Genomic DNA, 15,270 nt, shown 5'->3' with positions numbered 1-15,270 from the left:
ATCCTGAAAATTGCGCTGCACTCGATGTGTTAAATGCATTAACCCTGTCCGCGACATCCGAACTGGGAGAGAGAGCTATGTCCGACGGACCCACCTACGGTTTCGATACCCTGCAAATTCATGCCGGCGCCCGCCCCGACCCGGCCACCGGCGCGCGACAGACGCCGATTTACCAGACCACAGCCTATGTGTTCCGAGACGCCGATCATGCCGCCGCGCTGTTCAACCTGCAGGAGGTCGGCTACATCTATTCGCGTCTGACCAACCCGACGGTCAGCGTGCTTCAGGAGCGTATCGCGACGCTGGAAGGCGGCGTCGGCGCGGTGTGCTGTTCCTCGGGGCACGCGGCACAGATCATGGCGCTGTTCCCGCTGATGGCACCGGGCAAGAATGTCGTGGTCTCGACCCGTCTCTATGGCGGCACGGTGACCCAGATGAGCCAGACCATAAAGCGGTTCGGATGGTCGGCGAAGTTCGTCGATACCGACGACCTCGATGCAGTTGCCGCCGCTATCGACGCGGATACCCGCGCGGTGTTCTGCGAGACAATCGCCAATCCCGGCGGCTATATCACTGACATCCGGGCGCTTGCCGACATCGCCGACAAGGCGGGCGTTCCGCTGATCGTCGACAATACGACGGCAACGCCCTATCTCTGTCGCCCGATCGAACTTGGCGCGACGCTGGTGGTGCATTCGACGACCAAGTATCTGACCGGCAACGGCACGGTCACCGGGGGATGTGTTGTCGATTCAGGCAAGTTCGACTGGTCGGCCTCGGACAAGTTTCCCTCGCTCAGCCAGCCCGAGCCCGCGTATCACGGGCTTAAGTTCCACGAGACCTTCGGGCCGCTGGCCTACATGTTCCATGGCATTGCGGTCGGTCTGCGTGACCTGGGGATGACGATGAACCCGCAGGCTGCGCATTACACGCTGATGGGCATCGAAACACTGAGCCTGCGGATGCAGCGTCACGTCGAGAACGCCGAGAAGATCGCCGCCTGGCTCGAAAAGGATCCGCGCATCGATTACGTGACTTATGCCGGTCTGAAGTCCTCGCCCTATTACGACCGGATCGCCAAGATCTGTCCGAAAGGTGCCGGGGCGCTTTTCACCTTTGCGGTCAAGGGTGGATATGACGCCTGCGTCAAGCTGGTGAATGCACTGGAAATCTTCAGCCACGTCGCGAACCTGGGCGACACCCGGTCGCTGATCATCCACTCTGCCTCGACCACGCACCGCCAATTGACTCCGGCCCAGCAGGAAGCTGCCGGCGCCGGACCCAATCTGGTGCGTGTCTCGATCGGGATCGAGGACGCGAACGACCTGATCGCCGATCTCGATCAGGCCCTGAGCAAGGCGACCGCCTGAAGTCGGCTCACTCGATGGCGAAGGTCATCGAGACCGTCACCGACACGCTGACCTCTCCCGCGGCGATGGGAATGCCCTCGTCGCGGGCCATCGACATCTTCATCGGACCGGGGATGCCGCCGCCGATCTCGTTGATCTGCTGAACCGGGCCAAGCGTAACGCCGGCTGCCTCGGCCAATGCCTTGGCTCGGGCCATCCCGTCAGCGACGGCACGCTTGCGGGCCTCTTCCTCTTGCGGTGCGGGGTTCTGAAGAGAGAATTGCAGCCCGCTGAAGGTGTTGGCGCCGTCGCCGATGGCGGTATCCATGATCGCGCCCAGCCGCTCCAGATCGCGGACCCTCACCTGGACCGTGTTCGACGCGGAGAACCCGCTGATGGACGGCACGCCGCCCTGGCTGCCCGGATCGCTCCAGATCGGGTTCAGCGACACATTCTCGGTCTGCACGTCCTTTTCAGCGACGCCCATGGAGGTCAGGCGTTCCAGCACGGCCGCGACCGCAGCAGAGGTTTCACCCATGGCCGCCATCGCGGCCTTGGCTTCGTGCGTGACGCCCAATGAGATCACCGCCATGTCGGGCGTGGTATCGACGCGGCCTTCGCCGGTCACTACGATCTGCCGGGACGGCGCCGTTTCGGCCCCTGCGGGGGTTAGAAGCGCGCAGATCAGCGCGGCTGCGGACAACACCTTGCCGTTCACATCCATTCTCCTTTAATATTCCACGGATTTCGTCATACGTAGGGGTTGCCGGCCATACCCCGCAAGGGCGCCTTTTGGTGTGGTCCTGTTCCTCGGCAAGGACCTGCCATATGGTGCAATTGCCGGGCTGCCGGCGACGCCCCTGCCCTGCTAGGGGAAACGCGTGACTTTGACTGGGATTCGCCGCTGATGAAACCCGCCTTTGCCCTATCGCTGTCGTTTGATGGCATTGCCCTGCTGCATCGTGCGGCAGGCGGCTGGCGATTTGTCGGCGAAGTTTCGCTCGAATCGGACGACCTTGCCCGCGACCTCGCCAAGCTGCGCGAGAAGGCGCTTCGGCTGGTGCCCGGTGAGATGCGCTGCAAGGTGATCATCCCCAACGATCAGGTCAGGTATCTGAGCGTGGCGACGGGTTCGTTCACCGGCGAGGCGCGCGACAGGATCGTTGCGACGACGCTCGATGGGGCAACCCCCTACGCCCTGGCGGATCTTGCCTTCGACACATCTCCGGACGGTGAGATGACGCATATCGCGGCGGTCGCGCGGGAAACGCTGAACGAAGCGGAAGCCTTCGCCGAGGAGCATGGGTTTGGCCCGGTCAGCTTTGTTGCGATCCCTGGCGAGAATGACTTTCTTGGCGAACCCTTCTTCGGGCGGGCCAGTGGCCTCAGCCGGAAGGAACGGGTCGAACCCGATGGCGTGGCAGTTGTCGTGATCGGCCCAGCCCTGGTTCCTCCAGAGACGGCTGCGCCCGCAGGTGAAGCACCCAGTTTTTCCAGCCGCCGGGCCCGGCATCCGGCGCCCTCCTACGACATCGATCCGGACGCCGAGGCGCCTATGCCGAGGATCAACTTCTCGGCCCCTTCCGAGGACGCGCCAGTTCAGGATTCGCAGGGCGAGACCATTTCGGACACTGCTGAGGATGAACCGGAAGCTGTTGAAGACGCAGCGCCCGTCGAATCCGCCCCGCCCCGTCCTGCGCAGACGGATGGCTCGGTCGCCTCGGACAGTCCGCCGCTGACCACATTCGTGGACCTGCCTGGCGGAGCCGCGACCGATGTCACCGCCCCGGTTCTCGCCATTCCGGACGAGCCCGAGGAGATGCCGGCCGAAGGCTTCGCCGCGTTCCTGTCGCGCCGCAGCCGCCCGGCGCGCAGCGAGGCTCCGAAACCGAAGCGGCCTGCCGAGCCCGCCCCGGCACTTGCTGCCCCACGCAAGCTCGAGATTCCGCTGCCGCAGCGCCAGGTACCCAAGGACGAAGCCGGGCGGATGACCGTCTTTGGCGCACGCAACAACGATCCGATTTCGGGACAGGGCCGGCGCCTTGGTCTGATCCTGACCGGCGGGCTTCTGGTTGTGCTGATGGTCGTCGCGCTCTGGGCGAGCCTCTTCCTTGACGACGGTCTGGCGGGACTGTTCCGCTCGGGCGAGACGCGCACCGAGATTGCCGTGCGGCCGGCGGCCGTGCCTGCGCCGTCAGTGCAGACAGAGGACCCGGTGATGGCGGCCGCGCCGGCCGAGACCGCGCGCATGAGCGCGTCCGAACCTGCCCCTGCCGGGCAGGAGCCCCAGGGGCCTGCGCTCTCGGCGACCGATGCCGCGGTGCTGGACGCGCTGCGCGACAGCAGCCAGCCCGAGAGCAGCCAGCCCGAGGCAGCTGAGGTACCGGACCAGCCGCCGGATCCGGAGATGGTGCCGGCGACCGAAGAGGCAGCGGATGTCGAAACCGCCATGCTGTCCGAGCCTGTGCCGCCGGCTGACGAGGAGGCGCTGGCCGACGGGCAGCCGGTCGAAGAAACGGATCCTTCCGCCGCGCCTGAGGAAGAAGCGGCAGAGGTGCCGCCCGCGACGCCGATGACCGACGCGGCGCGGTACGCGGCGACCGGTATTTGGCCTGTCGCCCCGAATGTGCCCGAGACACCGTCGATCATCGGGATCGACGACCTCTACATCGCGTCCATCGACCGGACCGATCTGTCGCAGGATGCGATCGCGCTGATGCCGCTCGATACGCTGGATACCGACCGGGTGCCCGGCGGGCAGCAATCGCCGGCGGCGGCGGGAACGGAGTTCACGCTGAATTCCGCCGGGCTGGTGGAGCCGAGCCGCGATGGCGCGCTGAATCCGGATGGAGTTCTGATCATTCAGGGGCCACCGCCGCGTCGGCCGCCGAACCCGCCGGTGCGGGCAGAGCTGGCGCCGCAGGAGCAGAAGGCCGAGCAGTCGCGGCTGGCGAGCGTGCGACCGAGGCTGCGGCCGGCTGACCTGCCAGAACGGGTGGAGCGCTCGTCGCTGGGGGGGCTGACGCGGGCCGAGCTGGCGACGGTTCGACCCAAGTTGAGGCCCGCCTCTCTGGTGGTGCCCGAGAGCGCGCCGGCAGCCGTTGAAACCCCGGAGGAGTCGGCGGTTCCGGCTTCGGCGAGCGCCTCGGCGCTGGCGGTCTCGACCTCTCCGCGGCCCGATGCGCGGCCGGCCGGGTTCGCGAGCCTGGTGGCGCGGGCCAAGCCTGCGCCTTCGGTACAGGACCCGGGCGATGACGGGGAGCCGGAAACGGTGGCAGCGACGGTGGCGCCGCGGATTCCGACTTCGGCCTCGGTGGCGCGGCAGGCGACGCTGAAGAACGCGATCAACCTGCGGCAGCTGAACCTGATCGGGGTCTATGGCACCCCGTCGAACCGCCGGGCGCTGATCCGGCTGCCGAGTGGGCGCTACAAGAAGGTTCAGGTGGGCGACACTGTGGATGGTGGCCGGGTCGTGGCCATCGGTGACGGCGAGCTGCGCTATCAGAAGGGCGGCCGCAACATGACCCTGAAAGTGCCCTCTGGCTGAGCGTCCCAGCTAGGACGGGGGGTCAATACGTTGATTTCAAAAGATCATTTAAGAGTGACCTTTTCGGGACGTGATTTGTCCCCGGTTTTGTCGGTCGGGTTTCCCCCCACCCGGAGGTGAGAGGGAAGCTGTGTGAAAGCGGCGTCAGAACAGAAAATGGTCCGCGTCGCGAAGCTCATTGACGAGGGTATTCTCGACCAGAATCTCGGTTCCCTCGAACGTGATCAGCACATCAGTACCCTTGCGGGTGAAGGTCAGGTCATCAAGCGATGCGGCACCCCGACCGATTTCGATCTTGTCCAAACCGATCTGGAAATCGGTCACGATGTCCTGCCCGCTGTTGCGGGCAAAGAAGAAGACGTCGCGGCCGGCCCCTCCGGTCAGGATGTCATTGCCCGCGCCGCCCAAAAGCCGGTCACTGCCGCCATCGCCCAACAGCACATCGGCATGCCGCCCTCCCAAGAGGAGGTCGTCGCCGCCGCCGCCGCGCAGGCGGTCGTTGCCGAATCCGCCGTCCAACTGGTCTTTTCCACCGCCGCCGAACAGCAGGTCCCAGGCCCCCTGACCGAACAGCCTGTCATCCCCAGCCTGGCCGAACAGCCGGTCGTCGCCGGTGCCGCCCTTGATCGTGTCGTTCCCACTAGCCCCGTAGATCAGGTCGCTCGGAACCTCGGCGATTGAGTCGCCCCGAAGAGTGTCGCTGTATGATGTCCCATGGCGCAACGCGATGCTGGCGTCGGTGAATTCGATGATCTCGACGCTTCGGACGGTGTCGCGGCCCTCGCTGCTGGTGATGAGCGTGGTGTATCCGGATTGCCAGGTAAAGCTGGCCGAGGCGAATGCCGCATCGAGGTGAAGCGTGTCGATGCCGTAGCCGCCATCCACAGTGTCATGGCCCGTTCCGAGATTGAGCCAGTCGTCGCCGCCAAACATGGAGTAGCTGTCACCGATGTTCCAGAAAGATGTCAGGGTATCGTCGGTCGCGAGCATTTCGCGTTCCAGTTCGGCCGGATACATGTATGAGACGTCTTCGACATCCAGGTTCAGGCCGGTGACCGTTATTACCGTGTATCCGGCGTGGGTGACGGTCATCCCCGTAAGGGTTCCTCCAATCATCCCGTAAGGGTCATAGGTATAGGCCCCATGCAGGGCGACGTAGAACCCGCCGATATAGCCCGCGACCAAAGTTGCGGAGGATGTGGTCAACCGCCCGTCCTCGTAGACAAGATCGTAGAGATCTTTGTATCCGAAGGCGTTCAACCCGTTGTAATAGTTAATCTCGGCCATAATTCCCTCCCGAAAGTCGTCGAACCTCCGGAAAGCTGGCTGTCTTCAGCAAGTCACGGAATTCTCACCCGGGATCCTTAAAGGCGGATCCGGTGACCATGGCAAGACACAACTCGTTTCGCGCCGAGATTTGCAAGGGAGGGCCGAAAAAACGCGGCCCGAAGGCCGCGGTTTTCCATTCCGGATTCTGAATTGATTATTCTGCGGAAATCTCGCCGTTGGCGATCTGTTCGGCCTCGATGGATTCGAAGAGCGCCTTAAAGTTGCCTTCGCCAAATCCGTCGTCGCCCTTGCGCTGGATGAATTCGAAGAAGATCGGGCCGATCACGGTTTTCGAGAAGATCTGGAGGAGGATCTTCGTCTCGCCCCCGTCGACGACGCCTTCGCCGTCGATCAGGATGCCGTGTTTCTTCATGCGATCAAGGGGTTCTTCATGTCCGCTTACCCGATCTTTCGACAGCTCGTAATAGGTGTCGGGCGGTCCGGGCATGAACTGGATGCCCTTTTCCGAGATCGCATCGGTCGCGCTGTAGATGTCGTCTGTACCGACGGCGATATGCTGGATACCCTCGCCCTTGTATTTCTTGAGATACGAAACGATCTGCCCGGTTTCACCACGATCCTCGTTGATAGGGATGCGGATGCGGCCGCAGGGCGAAGTCAGGGCGCGAGAGAAGAGGCCGGTGAATTTGCCTTCGATGTCGAAGAAGCGGATCTCGCGGAAATTGAAGAGGTTGCCGTAGAAGGAGAACCACTTGTCCATATTGCCCTTGAAGACATTGTGGGTCAGGTGGTCGAGGTAGAAGAAACCGACGCCCCGCGGTTTCGACTGGGCCAGCCACTCGAATTCCGTGTTGTAGGGCGAGGTTTCGTAATACTGGTCGATGAAATAGATCAGCGAGCCGCCGATGCCCTTGATCGCGGGCACGTCCATCGTCTTGCCGGGACCGTCGAAAGGCTCGGCCCCCTTGCTGATGGCGTGATCGTAGGCGTGCTGCGCGTTCACGACGCGCCAGCCCATCGAGGGGGCGCAGGGGCCGTGTTCGTCGACGAATTTGGCGGCATAGCTGTCGGGATCGGCGTTCAGGATGTAGGTGATGTCGCCCTGCTGCCAGAGTTCCACGTCCTTCGACCTGTGCCGCGCGGTCAGGGTATAGCCCATCTTCGCGAAGAGCTCGCGCAGCTGCTGCGGTTCGGGGTGGGCAAATTCGACGAATTCAAAGCCGTCGGTACCGGCAGGGTTTTCCGGCGAAATGGTGGATTTCGGGGCGTTGTGCGGGAAAGGTCCCATGGCCGGCGTCTCCTGTGTTTGGATCTGATCGCAGATTCATCATAGCCCCGATCCCATGCAGGTTTTGCGCGAAGTTTTGCCTGTTTGGCTTTCTCGATGCGGGAAACATGCGCTAGGTTAAGGAAAAACAGGGAAAGGCCGCACATGCTGGATGCCACCGATACCCGACTGCTGGCCGCGCTGCAGGCCAATGCGCATCTGACGGCGCAGGAGCTGGGAGAGATGCTGAACCTGTCGCCCAGCCAGGCGGGCCGTCGGCGGCAGCGGCTGGAGGCCGAGGGCTTCATCACCGGATACGCGGCGCGGCTGGATCCCGAGCGGCTGGGACTGAGCGTGCAGGGGTTCGTGCAGGTGCAGCTGGCCACGCATGGTCCGGAACAGTCGAAGGCCTTTGCCCGGCTGGTGCGGTCGCGGGCCGAAATCACAAGCGCGTGGACGATGACGGGCGAGGCGGACTATCTGCTGCGCGTCTATTGCGCTAACCTCGGCGCTCTGAACACATTGATCCACGAGGTCCTGCTGTCCCATCCCTCGGTCGCCCGCGTGCAGAGCCAGATCGTGATGGACCAGCTGAAACAGGACGCCCCGCTACCAACCTGACCTGCCCGAAGGACGCTGCGACCGATGGAAAGTTTTCTCTACCAGGCCTGCATCTATCTGGCCGCGGCTGTGATCGCCGTTCCGATCGCGTCGCGGCTGGGGCTGGGCAGCGTGCTGGGCTATCTCGCCGCGGGGGTGATCATCGGGCCGGTGTTCCATCTGGTGGGCGACGAGACGGCCGAGCTGCAGCATTTCGCGGAATTCGGCGTGGTGATGATGCTGTTCCTGATCGGGCTGGAACTGGAGCCGCGCACCCTTTGGGCGATGCGGCATCGTCTGCTGGGTCTGGGCGGGCTGCAGGTGGTGGTCTCGACCCTGGTGCTGATGGGGGCGGCGATGGCCGTGGGTCAGGTCTGGAACGTGGCGCTGGCGGTGGGGCTGACGCTGTCGCTGTCCTCGACCGCGATCGTGCTGCAGACGCTGAGCGAGAAGGGTCTGGCCCAGACCGGCGGCGGCCGCGCGGCCTTTTCGGTGCTGCTGACGCAGGACATCGCGGTGATCCCGATCCTGGCCTTCCTGCCCCTGCTCGCGGTGCCGGTATATGGCAAGATCAACGACGACGGGTCGATCTCGCTGGCGGTGCACGAGGCGGCGAATGCGGGTCATGCGGCGGCGGAGTTCCTGCAGGGGCTGCCCGGCTGGGGAGTGACGTTGGTGACGCTCGGGGTGATCGCCTTCATCATCGTGGCGGGAATCTTCGCCATCGGGCCGGTGTTCCGCTTTATCCACGCCTCGCGCCTGCGCGAGATGTACACCGCGCTGGCGCTGCTGATCGTGGTGGGCATTTCCTTCCTGATGACGCTGGTGGGTCTGTCGCCCGCCCTTGGCGCCTTTCTGGCGGGTGTCGTTCTGGCCAACAGCGAATTCCGCCACGAATTGGAAAGCGATCTGGAGCCCTTCAAGGGGCTGCTGCTGGGGCTGTTCTTCATCACTGTCGGCGCGGGAATCAACTTCGATGCCTTCTTTGCCGCGCCCGACGATTTCATCGGCCTGGCCTTGATGGTGATCCTTGCCAAGAGCGCGGTACTTTATCTTCTGGCCCGCATCTTCCGGATCAAGGGGCGCGACCGGGCGCTGTTCACCCTGTCTTTGGCGCAGGCCGGCGAATTCGGCTTTGTTCTCGTCGCCTTCTCGACCAAGCTGTACATCCTGCCGTCGGAGATGTCGGAAAAGTTGCTGCTGATCATCTCGCTGTCGATGATGATCACGCCGCTGCTGTTCATCCTGTACGATCAGATTTCGCGCCGGATGCAGGACCGTGCCGACCCGTTCGAGCCGGACGAGATCGACGAGGAAGGGCCGGTTATCATCGCCGGAGTGGGCCGGTTCGGGCAGGTGGTCAACCGGCTGGTGCAGGCCAGCGGGTTCAAGACCGTGGTGCTGGACAAGGACATGCAGACGATCCAGCTGATGCGAAAATTCGGTTTCAAGGGCTTTCTGGGCGATCCCTCGCGGCGCGAACTGCTGAAGGCCGCGGGTCTGGCCAAGGCGCGGGTTCTGGTGGTCGCGATGGACGACAAGGACAAGGCGACACAGCTGGTCGCCTATGCCCGCCGCCAGCGGCCCGACCTGCACATCATCGCGCGCGCCTACGACCGCTTCCACGTCTTCCAACTGTATCGCGCCGGGGCCGATGACATCGTGCGCGAGATGTTCGATTCTGCCCTGCGCGCCGGTCGATACGTTCTGGAGAACATCGGCCTGTCGGAATACGAGGCCGCCGAGGCGCAGCAGACTTTCTATCACCATGACCGCGCCGCGGTGAAGGAACTGGCGCAGGTCTGGGATCCGGCGGTGCCGATCTCGCAGAACACGGCCTATATCGCGCGCACCCGCGAATTGCAGAAGGATCTCGAAGCCGCCCTGCTGAACCGTTTCGCCGAGACAGAACGCAAGAAATCGGCCTGAGGGCGGCGCGGCGTCCCTGGCTTCTCTGGTTTCCAAATACCCTCGGGGGAGTCGCGCGCAGGCGCGGCGGGGGCAGAGCCCCCGTGCGATCTGTCCGGCCCGCGTGGACCGGCGGAGCTTCAGCCCGCAGAAACTCCGGCCTCGGCGAAGGTGGCCATGCCCGAATGGCAAGCAATGGCGCCCTTCAGGACCTGAATCGCCAGCGCTGCGCCCGAACCCTCGCCCAGCCGCAGGCCAAGGGTGAGCAGCGGCTGCTTGCCCAGACGCTCAAGCAGCGCGGGATGCCCGCCCTCGGCGCTTTGATGGCCGGCGACGGCATGGTCGAGCAGGCGCGGGTTCACCGACTGCAGGCAGGCGGCGGCGGCGCAGCAGATGAAACCGTCCAGGATGACGGGGATCCGCAACATCCGCGCGGCGGCAATGGCGCCGGCCATGGCAGCGATCTCGCGACCGCCCAGGCGGGACAGCAGTTCCAGCCCGTCGCCGCCAAAGTGGCGCTTCACGCCATTGGAGACGACCTGTGCCTTGGCCACCAGCGCGGCATCGTCGATGCCGGTTCCGCGCCCGGTCCAATCTTCGGCGGCGCCACCGAAGAGCGCCAGTGACAGGGCGGCGGCGGGGGTGGTGTTGCCGATGCCCATCTCGCCGACCACCAGCAGGTCAGCCTTGGGATCGACCGCGTCCCAGCCGGCCTTGAGGGCGGCGGCGCAGTCGGCGTCGCTCATCGCCGGGCCTTTGGTGAAGTCCTCGGTCGGGCGATCCAGGTCCAGCGCGTGGACGTCCATCCGCGCCCCGGCAAGTTCGGCCAGCTGGTTGATCGCCGCGCCGCCGGCCCGGAAGTTGGCGACCATCTGGGCGGTGACGGCGGGCGGGAAGGCCGAGACGCCGCGCGCGGCGACGCCATGGTTTCCGGCAAAGACGATGACCTGGGGCGCCTCGATTCTGGGACGCGGGTCACCACGCCAGCCGGCGTACCAGCTGGCCAGATCCTCCAGCCGGCCGAGAGCGCCCGGCGGTTTGGTGAGCTGGGCGTTGCGTTCGGCCGCGCCGTCGATGGCGCTCTGATCAGGGTCAGGCAGATCGGAGAGCAGCCGGCGCAGCCCGGCAAGGTCGTTGAATTCGGGCAGCATGGATCAAGCCTCGTTGCATCAGGTCGTTGCGAGGTGTTTAACCGTTGCGTTTGGCTTCACAACCCCAAGAAAGGCCGCTTGAGTGCCCGAAACCGACAGTCTGCCGCGCCGGCTGGTGCTGGACCCGATGGTGGCGCTGGCGCTGCTGACCCGCCTGCCCCTGCCGCGCCTGCCCGCCACCGCCTTTGCGCGTCAGGCCCGGGCGGCCTGGGCCTTTCCGCTGGCGGGGCTGGCGGTGGGGGTGCTGGCCGCCGGGGCGGGATGGGGCGCGCTGGCGCTGGGACTGCCCGCGGGCGTCGCGGCGGGTCTGGTTCTGGCGGTGCAGGTCGCGGCCACCGGGGCGATGCACGAGGACGGGCTGGCCGATGTGGCGGACGGGTTCTGGGGGGGCTACGACCGCGACCGGCGGCTGGAGATTATGAAGGACAGCGCGACCGGCAGCTATGGCGTGCTGGCGCTGATCCTGTCGCTGGGGCTGCGCTGGGCCGCGCTGGCGGCTTTGTTGCCCGTGACGCCGGCGGCCGTGATCGGCGTGGCCTGCCTGTCGCGTGCCTTTCTGCCCGGACTGATGACCGCGCTGCCGCCCGCGCGCGCGGGCGGGCTGTCGCGCAGCGTGGGCGTGCCCGGCTTGGGCGTCAGTCTTGTCGCGCTGGTCCTCGGCGGCGCGCTGGCTCTGGCATTCATCGGTGTGGGTGCAGTCGGGGCGGTGCTGGCGGCGGGCCTGGCGGTGGGCGCGCTGGCGCTGGTGGCACGGGCAAAGATCGGCGGGCAGACCGGAGACGTGCTGGGGGCCGCGCAGCAGGTGGCGGAAATCGCCGTCCTGCTGGTGCTAGTCGGTGGTGCGCAGGGGTGAGGCTTGCACCACGACGATGGCAACAAGGGGTGCAAGCACGCCGACAACCGCGACAGTGATCAGCAGGAGCCCCAACTCGCCATAGTCGGCCGGGACGGTGATCCGGCCGCCGGCGTCGCGCACTTCGCGGGTGACGAGGAAGATCTCGTTCAGGTGACGGGTCAGGAGGCTGGAGGCCGAGAGCGCGAGGTTGGTGAAGGAGGCCATCACCGCGAAGAAGGTGGCCTTGAGATGCGCCGGCGCGTTGCGGGCGATCCACGCCAGCATCGGGATCATCGCCACCTGCCCCAGCGGGCTTTCCGCCGCCGTGTCCATGATCGCGATGAACCGGGCGTCGACGACGCCGCCGGTCAGCGGCGCGGTCCAGTCCTGCACGCGGTAGTAGAGGCCGATGTTGGGCAGGGAGAGCACCGCGGAGGCGATGCTGAGCAGAACGACGATGCGGGTGATCGTGCTGGAGGCCATCAGCGGCCGCAGCAGGATGATGCCGACGAGCGTGAGGACGGAGGTGATCAGGGAGAGGATCGAGAGGAACTGTTCGTCAAAACCCAGCTCGTCGATCGCGAACCAGGTATAGCCGGGGCCGGGCAAGGGAACGGCGCGGTAGACGAAGATGATGATGGCGGTGCCGAAGAGCATTTTGGCCTGCCCGGGTTCCAGTGCCCGGGCCAACTGCGTCATCAGGAAGACAACCACCGCCATCGATCCGACAAAGACCAGCTCCTGCCCGTAGGGAAGACCGCCCAGACCGACGGTGAGAGAAATCGCGACGAAGGCGGCGCCGCCGATGAAATACCAGTAGTTGATCTGGGGCGGTTCGTCCGGGCGGTCGAAGCGCGGATCGTTGCCCGCTGCGCGGCGCTGCAGATAGGCCAGCACCACGCCGGAGACGGAGAGGATCGGGATGGCCTGGGCGATCAGGTAGATGCGGGCGTAGATCGGGGCTTTTTCGGCGACCGACAGGGCATCGGTGCCCGAAAACATGACGATGTTCAGCAGCGCGACCGCCACGGTGCCGCCGATCAGAGCGAAGCGGCCCAGAGTCTGCATGGTGGTGTGAAGCGCGCGGGAATCGGCCTCGGACAGGGGATTGCCCTGGTCATCGATCACCGGGACCGCCTCGACAGACATGGCGTCGGCGACGGCGTCCTGAACGACGAAGCCCGCGGGAGCGAGCAGCACCGAAAGCACGTACCATGACCCGAGCGGCATGATCACGGCCATCGCCGCCGGCGCGGCGATCAGGGCATACATGATGCCGAGACTCGCCGAGATCAGGCCGGCACCGACAAAGATCAGCAGGCCCTTCCACCGCCAGAACAGGTCCACCAGATGACCCATCGGCATCTTCAGCGCCCAGGGCAGACCGGCCCAGAAGGCGAGCCCGGCGAGGAAGGCGGCGGAGAGGCCGAGGTGATCCTTGACGAAGAAGGCGCCGACAATCGCGGTGAGCCCCGAGACGCCATAGGAGAAATAGACCATCAGCGGAGGCACGAAGGACCACCGCATCTGGCGCGCGAGATCGACGAAGACGCGCTGGAACAGCGACCGGCGGGCGGACGCGCTCATGTCAGTAAAAAACCGCACCCCGAGGGGCGCGGTTTCCGATTTCAGACGTCACGCGGCGGCGCCCGGTCAGGCGGCGCGGGACGTCAGCACGTCGTCCACCTGCTTGGCGGCGAGCATCTCGTCACCGCCGCCCACGGCGGCAACCTCGCGAGTCAGACGCTCGAGCGCGGCCTCATAGAGCTGACGCTCGGAATAGGACTGCTCGCGCTGGTCGTCGGTGCGGTGAAGGTCGCGGACCACCTCGGCGATTGCGATCAGGTCGCCCGAGTTGATCTTCTGTTCGTATTCCTGGGCCCGGCGGGACCACATCGCGCGCTTGACCTTGGCCTTGCCCTTGAGGGTGGACATCGCCTTGGTGATGACGTCGGGGGTCGAGAGCGAGCGCATACCGATCTCGGTTGCCTTGTGGGTGGGCACCCGCAGGGTCATCTTGTCCTTCTCGAAGGAGATCACGAACAGTTCCAGCGTGATGCCGGCAACTTCCTGTTCTTCGATCGACACGATCTGCCCGACGCCGTGCGCAGGATACACGACATATTCATTGGGGCGGAATTCGAGCTTCTTCGACTTGGTCATTCAGGTTCATCCCTAGCTTCCCGATCTCACGCGACAACAAAACTGGCGCGGGGCGATCCGCCCCGTCCGGCTTTCAATGTGACGCAAGTTGTGTTGCTCCAGTTCGAGTGGCCAACGGAGCGATCCGGGGGTTTACAACGTTTATCGTCTATATATAGCACAAATTTCCGGCGAAAAAAAGCGGACGCAGGGTCAGCTTTCAGATATACCATAAAATTTAGGGGCTTGATCGGCACAGAGCAGCCCGTTTCCGAAGCCGAATCGGGTTCGCGGCGCAGTCCTTCGGCGGCTTTCAGCCGCCCTCGCCCGGCGCTTCGGAGAAGTATTTTTCCAACTTGCCGGTCTCGCCATCGCGTTCCTCGGCCTCGGGCAGCGGATCCTTGCGAGTCACGATCACCGGCCAGAGTTCGGCATACTTGCGATTGAACTCGACCCAGGTTTCCGTCCCTGGATCGGTGTCGGGGCGGATGGCATCCGCCGGGCACTCCGGTTCGCAGACGCCACAGTCGATGCATTCGTCCGGGTGGATGACCAGCATGTTCTCGCCTTCGTAAAAACAGTCGACCGGACATACCTCGACGCAGTCGGTGTATTTGCAAGCGATGCAATTGTCGTTGACGATGTAGGTCATGGGCCGGAATCCGTTTCCTTTTGCCCCGCCTAGCTAATTCAGCACCGCGGGGCATTCAAGCGGAAGCCGACCAGAAGGACGATCCGTCGCTTGATCAGAACGCGCGCAGGGCAGATGTTCCACCGGGCCGGGGCGGGAGAGGCAGTCTTCCCGCCTAGTTGTCAAAGGCGTCGGGTTTGAGCGCGTCGATGGCGCGTCGATCCCGCTTGGTGGGTCGGGCGCCACCACTTTCGACACCGTCGTCGGGCGAATCGGGCGGAGTCAGATCCTCGTAAAGAGCCTGTGCCTCGGGCGCCGGTCCGCGACGGTCTCCCAGCGCGACGATGCGAATGACGCGGACGCGGTTTCCCTGGGCGAATGTGAGGACATCGCCTGCGCTGACGGTTTCGGACGGCTTTGCGGCGCGATCACCATTGATGCGGACGTGTCCGCCGCTGACCTGAGCGGCAGCTGTGGTCCGGCTTTTGAAGAAGCGGGCGAACCACAGCCATTTGTCGACGCGCAGCTTGACCGAAGGGTCGGGCATCGC

General features: G+C 64.9%; 13 protein-coding genes. 5 read left to right on the top strand and 8 right to left on the bottom strand.

The features are described from left to right. The first annotated feature begins 77 nt into the window (after nt 1–77). A complete protein-coding gene (locus tag ACFO5X_RS15885; protein WP_380718631.1) occupies nt 78–1,370 on the top strand; it encodes an O-acetylhomoserine aminocarboxypropyltransferase/cysteine synthase family protein in 1,293 nt (430 codons plus the stop codon). Nucleotides 1,371–1,377: 7 nt separating this feature from the next. On the opposite strand, the gene ACFO5X_RS15880 is transcribed toward ACFO5X_RS15885, so the two are convergent. Beyond that, nucleotides 1,378–2,067 (bottom strand): SIMPL domain-containing protein, encoded by a 690-nt coding sequence (locus ACFO5X_RS15880; RefSeq protein ID WP_380718629.1) that lies wholly within the window; start codon nt 2,065–2,067, stop codon nt 1,378–1,380. Nucleotides 2,068–2,256: 189 nt separating this feature from the next. On the opposite strand from ACFO5X_RS15880, the gene ACFO5X_RS15875 reads away from it, so the two are divergent. Next, the gene (locus tag ACFO5X_RS15875; protein WP_380718627.1) at nt 2,257–4,896 is read left to right on the top strand and encodes a hypothetical protein; all 2,640 of its coding nucleotides are present in this window, start codon (nt 2,257–2,259) and stop codon (nt 4,894–4,896) included. A gap of 144 nt (nt 4,897–5,040) precedes the next feature. On the opposite strand, the gene ACFO5X_RS15870 is transcribed toward ACFO5X_RS15875, so the two are convergent. Together ACFO5X_RS15870 and hppD are read right to left on the bottom strand one after the other, a co-directional pair. After that, entirely contained in the window at nt 5,041–6,183 is a 1,143-nt protein-coding gene (locus tag ACFO5X_RS15870; protein ID WP_380718625.1) for a calcium-binding protein, read from the bottom strand. A 196-nt stretch (nt 6,184–6,379) separates the two neighbouring features. Then, nucleotides 6,380–7,474 (bottom strand): 4-hydroxyphenylpyruvate dioxygenase, encoded by a 1,095-nt coding sequence (hppD, locus tag ACFO5X_RS15865; RefSeq protein ID WP_380718623.1) that lies wholly within the window; start codon nt 7,472–7,474, stop codon nt 6,380–6,382. A 144-nt stretch (nt 7,475–7,618) separates the two neighbouring features. On the opposite strand from hppD, the gene ACFO5X_RS15860 reads away from it, so the two are divergent. After that, complete coding sequence (locus ACFO5X_RS15860; RefSeq protein WP_380718621.1) at nt 7,619–8,074, top strand: Lrp/AsnC family transcriptional regulator; 456 nt, start codon at nt 7,619–7,621, stop codon at nt 8,072–8,074. A gap of 24 nt (nt 8,075–8,098) precedes the next feature. Beyond that, nucleotides 8,099–9,982 carry a cation:proton antiporter domain-containing protein gene (locus tag ACFO5X_RS15855; RefSeq protein ID WP_380718619.1) on the top strand — a complete coding sequence of 628 codons (1,884 nt, stop codon included), beginning with the start codon at nt 8,099–8,101 and terminating at the stop codon, nt 9,980–9,982. A gap of 119 nt (nt 9,983–10,101) precedes the next feature. On the opposite strand, the gene cobT is transcribed toward ACFO5X_RS15855, so the two are convergent. Further along, a complete protein-coding gene (gene cobT / locus ACFO5X_RS15850; RefSeq protein ID WP_380718617.1) occupies nt 10,102–11,112 on the bottom strand; it encodes a nicotinate-nucleotide--dimethylbenzimidazole phosphoribosyltransferase in 1,011 nt (336 codons plus the stop codon). A gap of 127 nt (nt 11,113–11,239) precedes the next feature. Here cobT and ACFO5X_RS15845 point away from each other — a divergent pair, with 127 nt between their 5' ends. Further along, nucleotides 11,240–11,965: an adenosylcobinamide-GDP ribazoletransferase gene (locus ACFO5X_RS15845; protein WP_380719528.1), complete on the top strand. Its 726-nt coding sequence runs from the start codon at nt 11,240–11,242 to the stop codon at nt 11,963–11,965. On the opposite strand, the gene ACFO5X_RS15840 is transcribed toward ACFO5X_RS15845, so the two are convergent. The 4 genes from ACFO5X_RS15840 to ACFO5X_RS15825 all read right to left on the bottom strand — a co-directional run bounded on the left by ACFO5X_RS15840 (nt 11,942) and on the right by ACFO5X_RS15825 (nt 15,267). Next, nucleotides 11,942–13,534, bottom strand: coding sequence for an MFS transporter (locus ACFO5X_RS15840; RefSeq protein WP_380718614.1), 1,593 nt, complete (start codon nt 13,532–13,534; stop codon nt 11,942–11,944). The two genes, ACFO5X_RS15845 and ACFO5X_RS15840, sit on opposite strands and share 24 nt — an antisense overlap. Before the next feature lie 66 nt (nt 13,535–13,600). After that, complete coding sequence (locus ACFO5X_RS15835) at nt 13,601–14,110, bottom strand: CarD family transcriptional regulator (RefSeq protein ID WP_380718612.1); 510 nt, start codon at nt 14,108–14,110, stop codon at nt 13,601–13,603. A 292-nt stretch (nt 14,111–14,402) separates the two neighbouring features. Further along, nucleotides 14,403–14,741, bottom strand: a complete 339-nt coding sequence (gene fdxA / locus ACFO5X_RS15830) for a ferredoxin FdxA (RefSeq protein WP_380718609.1) — start codon at nt 14,739–14,741, stop codon at nt 14,403–14,405. A 154-nt stretch (nt 14,742–14,895) separates the two neighbouring features. Next, nucleotides 14,896–15,267, bottom strand: a complete 372-nt coding sequence (locus ACFO5X_RS15825) for an RNA-binding S4 domain-containing protein (RefSeq protein ID WP_380718606.1) — start codon at nt 15,265–15,267, stop codon at nt 14,896–14,898. Between the last annotated feature and the right edge of the window lie 3 nt (nt 15,268–15,270).

The organism is Seohaeicola nanhaiensis (assembly GCF_042654245.1).
In the GTDB taxonomy this organism is placed as follows: Bacteria; Pseudomonadota; Alphaproteobacteria; order Rhodobacterales; family Rhodobacteraceae; genus Seohaeicola_A; species Seohaeicola_A nanhaiensis.
The sequence above is the reverse complement of the archived record's forward strand: the minus strand, read 5'-3'. Positions and strand labels throughout refer to the sequence as shown.

Excerpts from the sequence above, each read along its gene's own strand:
- ACFO5X_RS15825 (WP_380718606.1), bottom strand. The coding sequence starts at position 15,267 with ATGCCCGACCCTTCGGTCAAGCTGCGCGTCGACAAATGGCTGTGGTTC.
- ACFO5X_RS15840 (WP_380718614.1), bottom strand. The coding sequence starts at position 13,534 with ATGAGCGCGTCCGCCCGCCGGTCGCTGTTCCAGCGCGTCTTCGTCGAT.
- cobT (WP_380718617.1), bottom strand. The coding sequence starts at position 11,112 with ATGCTGCCCGAATTCAACGACCTTGCCGGGCTGCGCCGGCTGCTCTCC.
- ACFO5X_RS15870 (WP_380718625.1), bottom strand. The coding sequence starts at position 6,183 with ATGGCCGAGATTAACTATTACAACGGGTTGAACGCCTTCGGATACAAA.
- ACFO5X_RS15855 (WP_380718619.1), top strand. The coding sequence starts at position 8,099 with ATGGAAAGTTTTCTCTACCAGGCCTGCATCTATCTGGCCGCGGCTGTG.
- fdxA (WP_380718609.1), bottom strand. The coding sequence starts at position 14,741 with ATGACCTACATCGTCAACGACAATTGCATCGCTTGCAAATACACCGAC.
- ACFO5X_RS15875 (WP_380718627.1), top strand. The coding sequence starts at position 2,257 with ATGAAACCCGCCTTTGCCCTATCGCTGTCGTTTGATGGCATTGCCCTG.
- ACFO5X_RS15860 (WP_380718621.1), top strand. The coding sequence starts at position 7,619 with ATGCTGGATGCCACCGATACCCGACTGCTGGCCGCGCTGCAGGCCAAT.
- ACFO5X_RS15845 (WP_380719528.1), top strand. The coding sequence starts at position 11,240 with ATGGTGGCGCTGGCGCTGCTGACCCGCCTGCCCCTGCCGCGCCTGCCC.
- ACFO5X_RS15885 (WP_380718631.1), top strand. The coding sequence starts at position 78 with ATGTCCGACGGACCCACCTACGGTTTCGATACCCTGCAAATTCATGCC.
- hppD (WP_380718623.1), bottom strand. The coding sequence starts at position 7,474 with ATGGGACCTTTCCCGCACAACGCCCCGAAATCCACCATTTCGCCGGAA.
- ACFO5X_RS15835 (WP_380718612.1), bottom strand. The coding sequence starts at position 14,110 with ATGACCAAGTCGAAGAAGCTCGAATTCCGCCCCAATGAATATGTCGTG.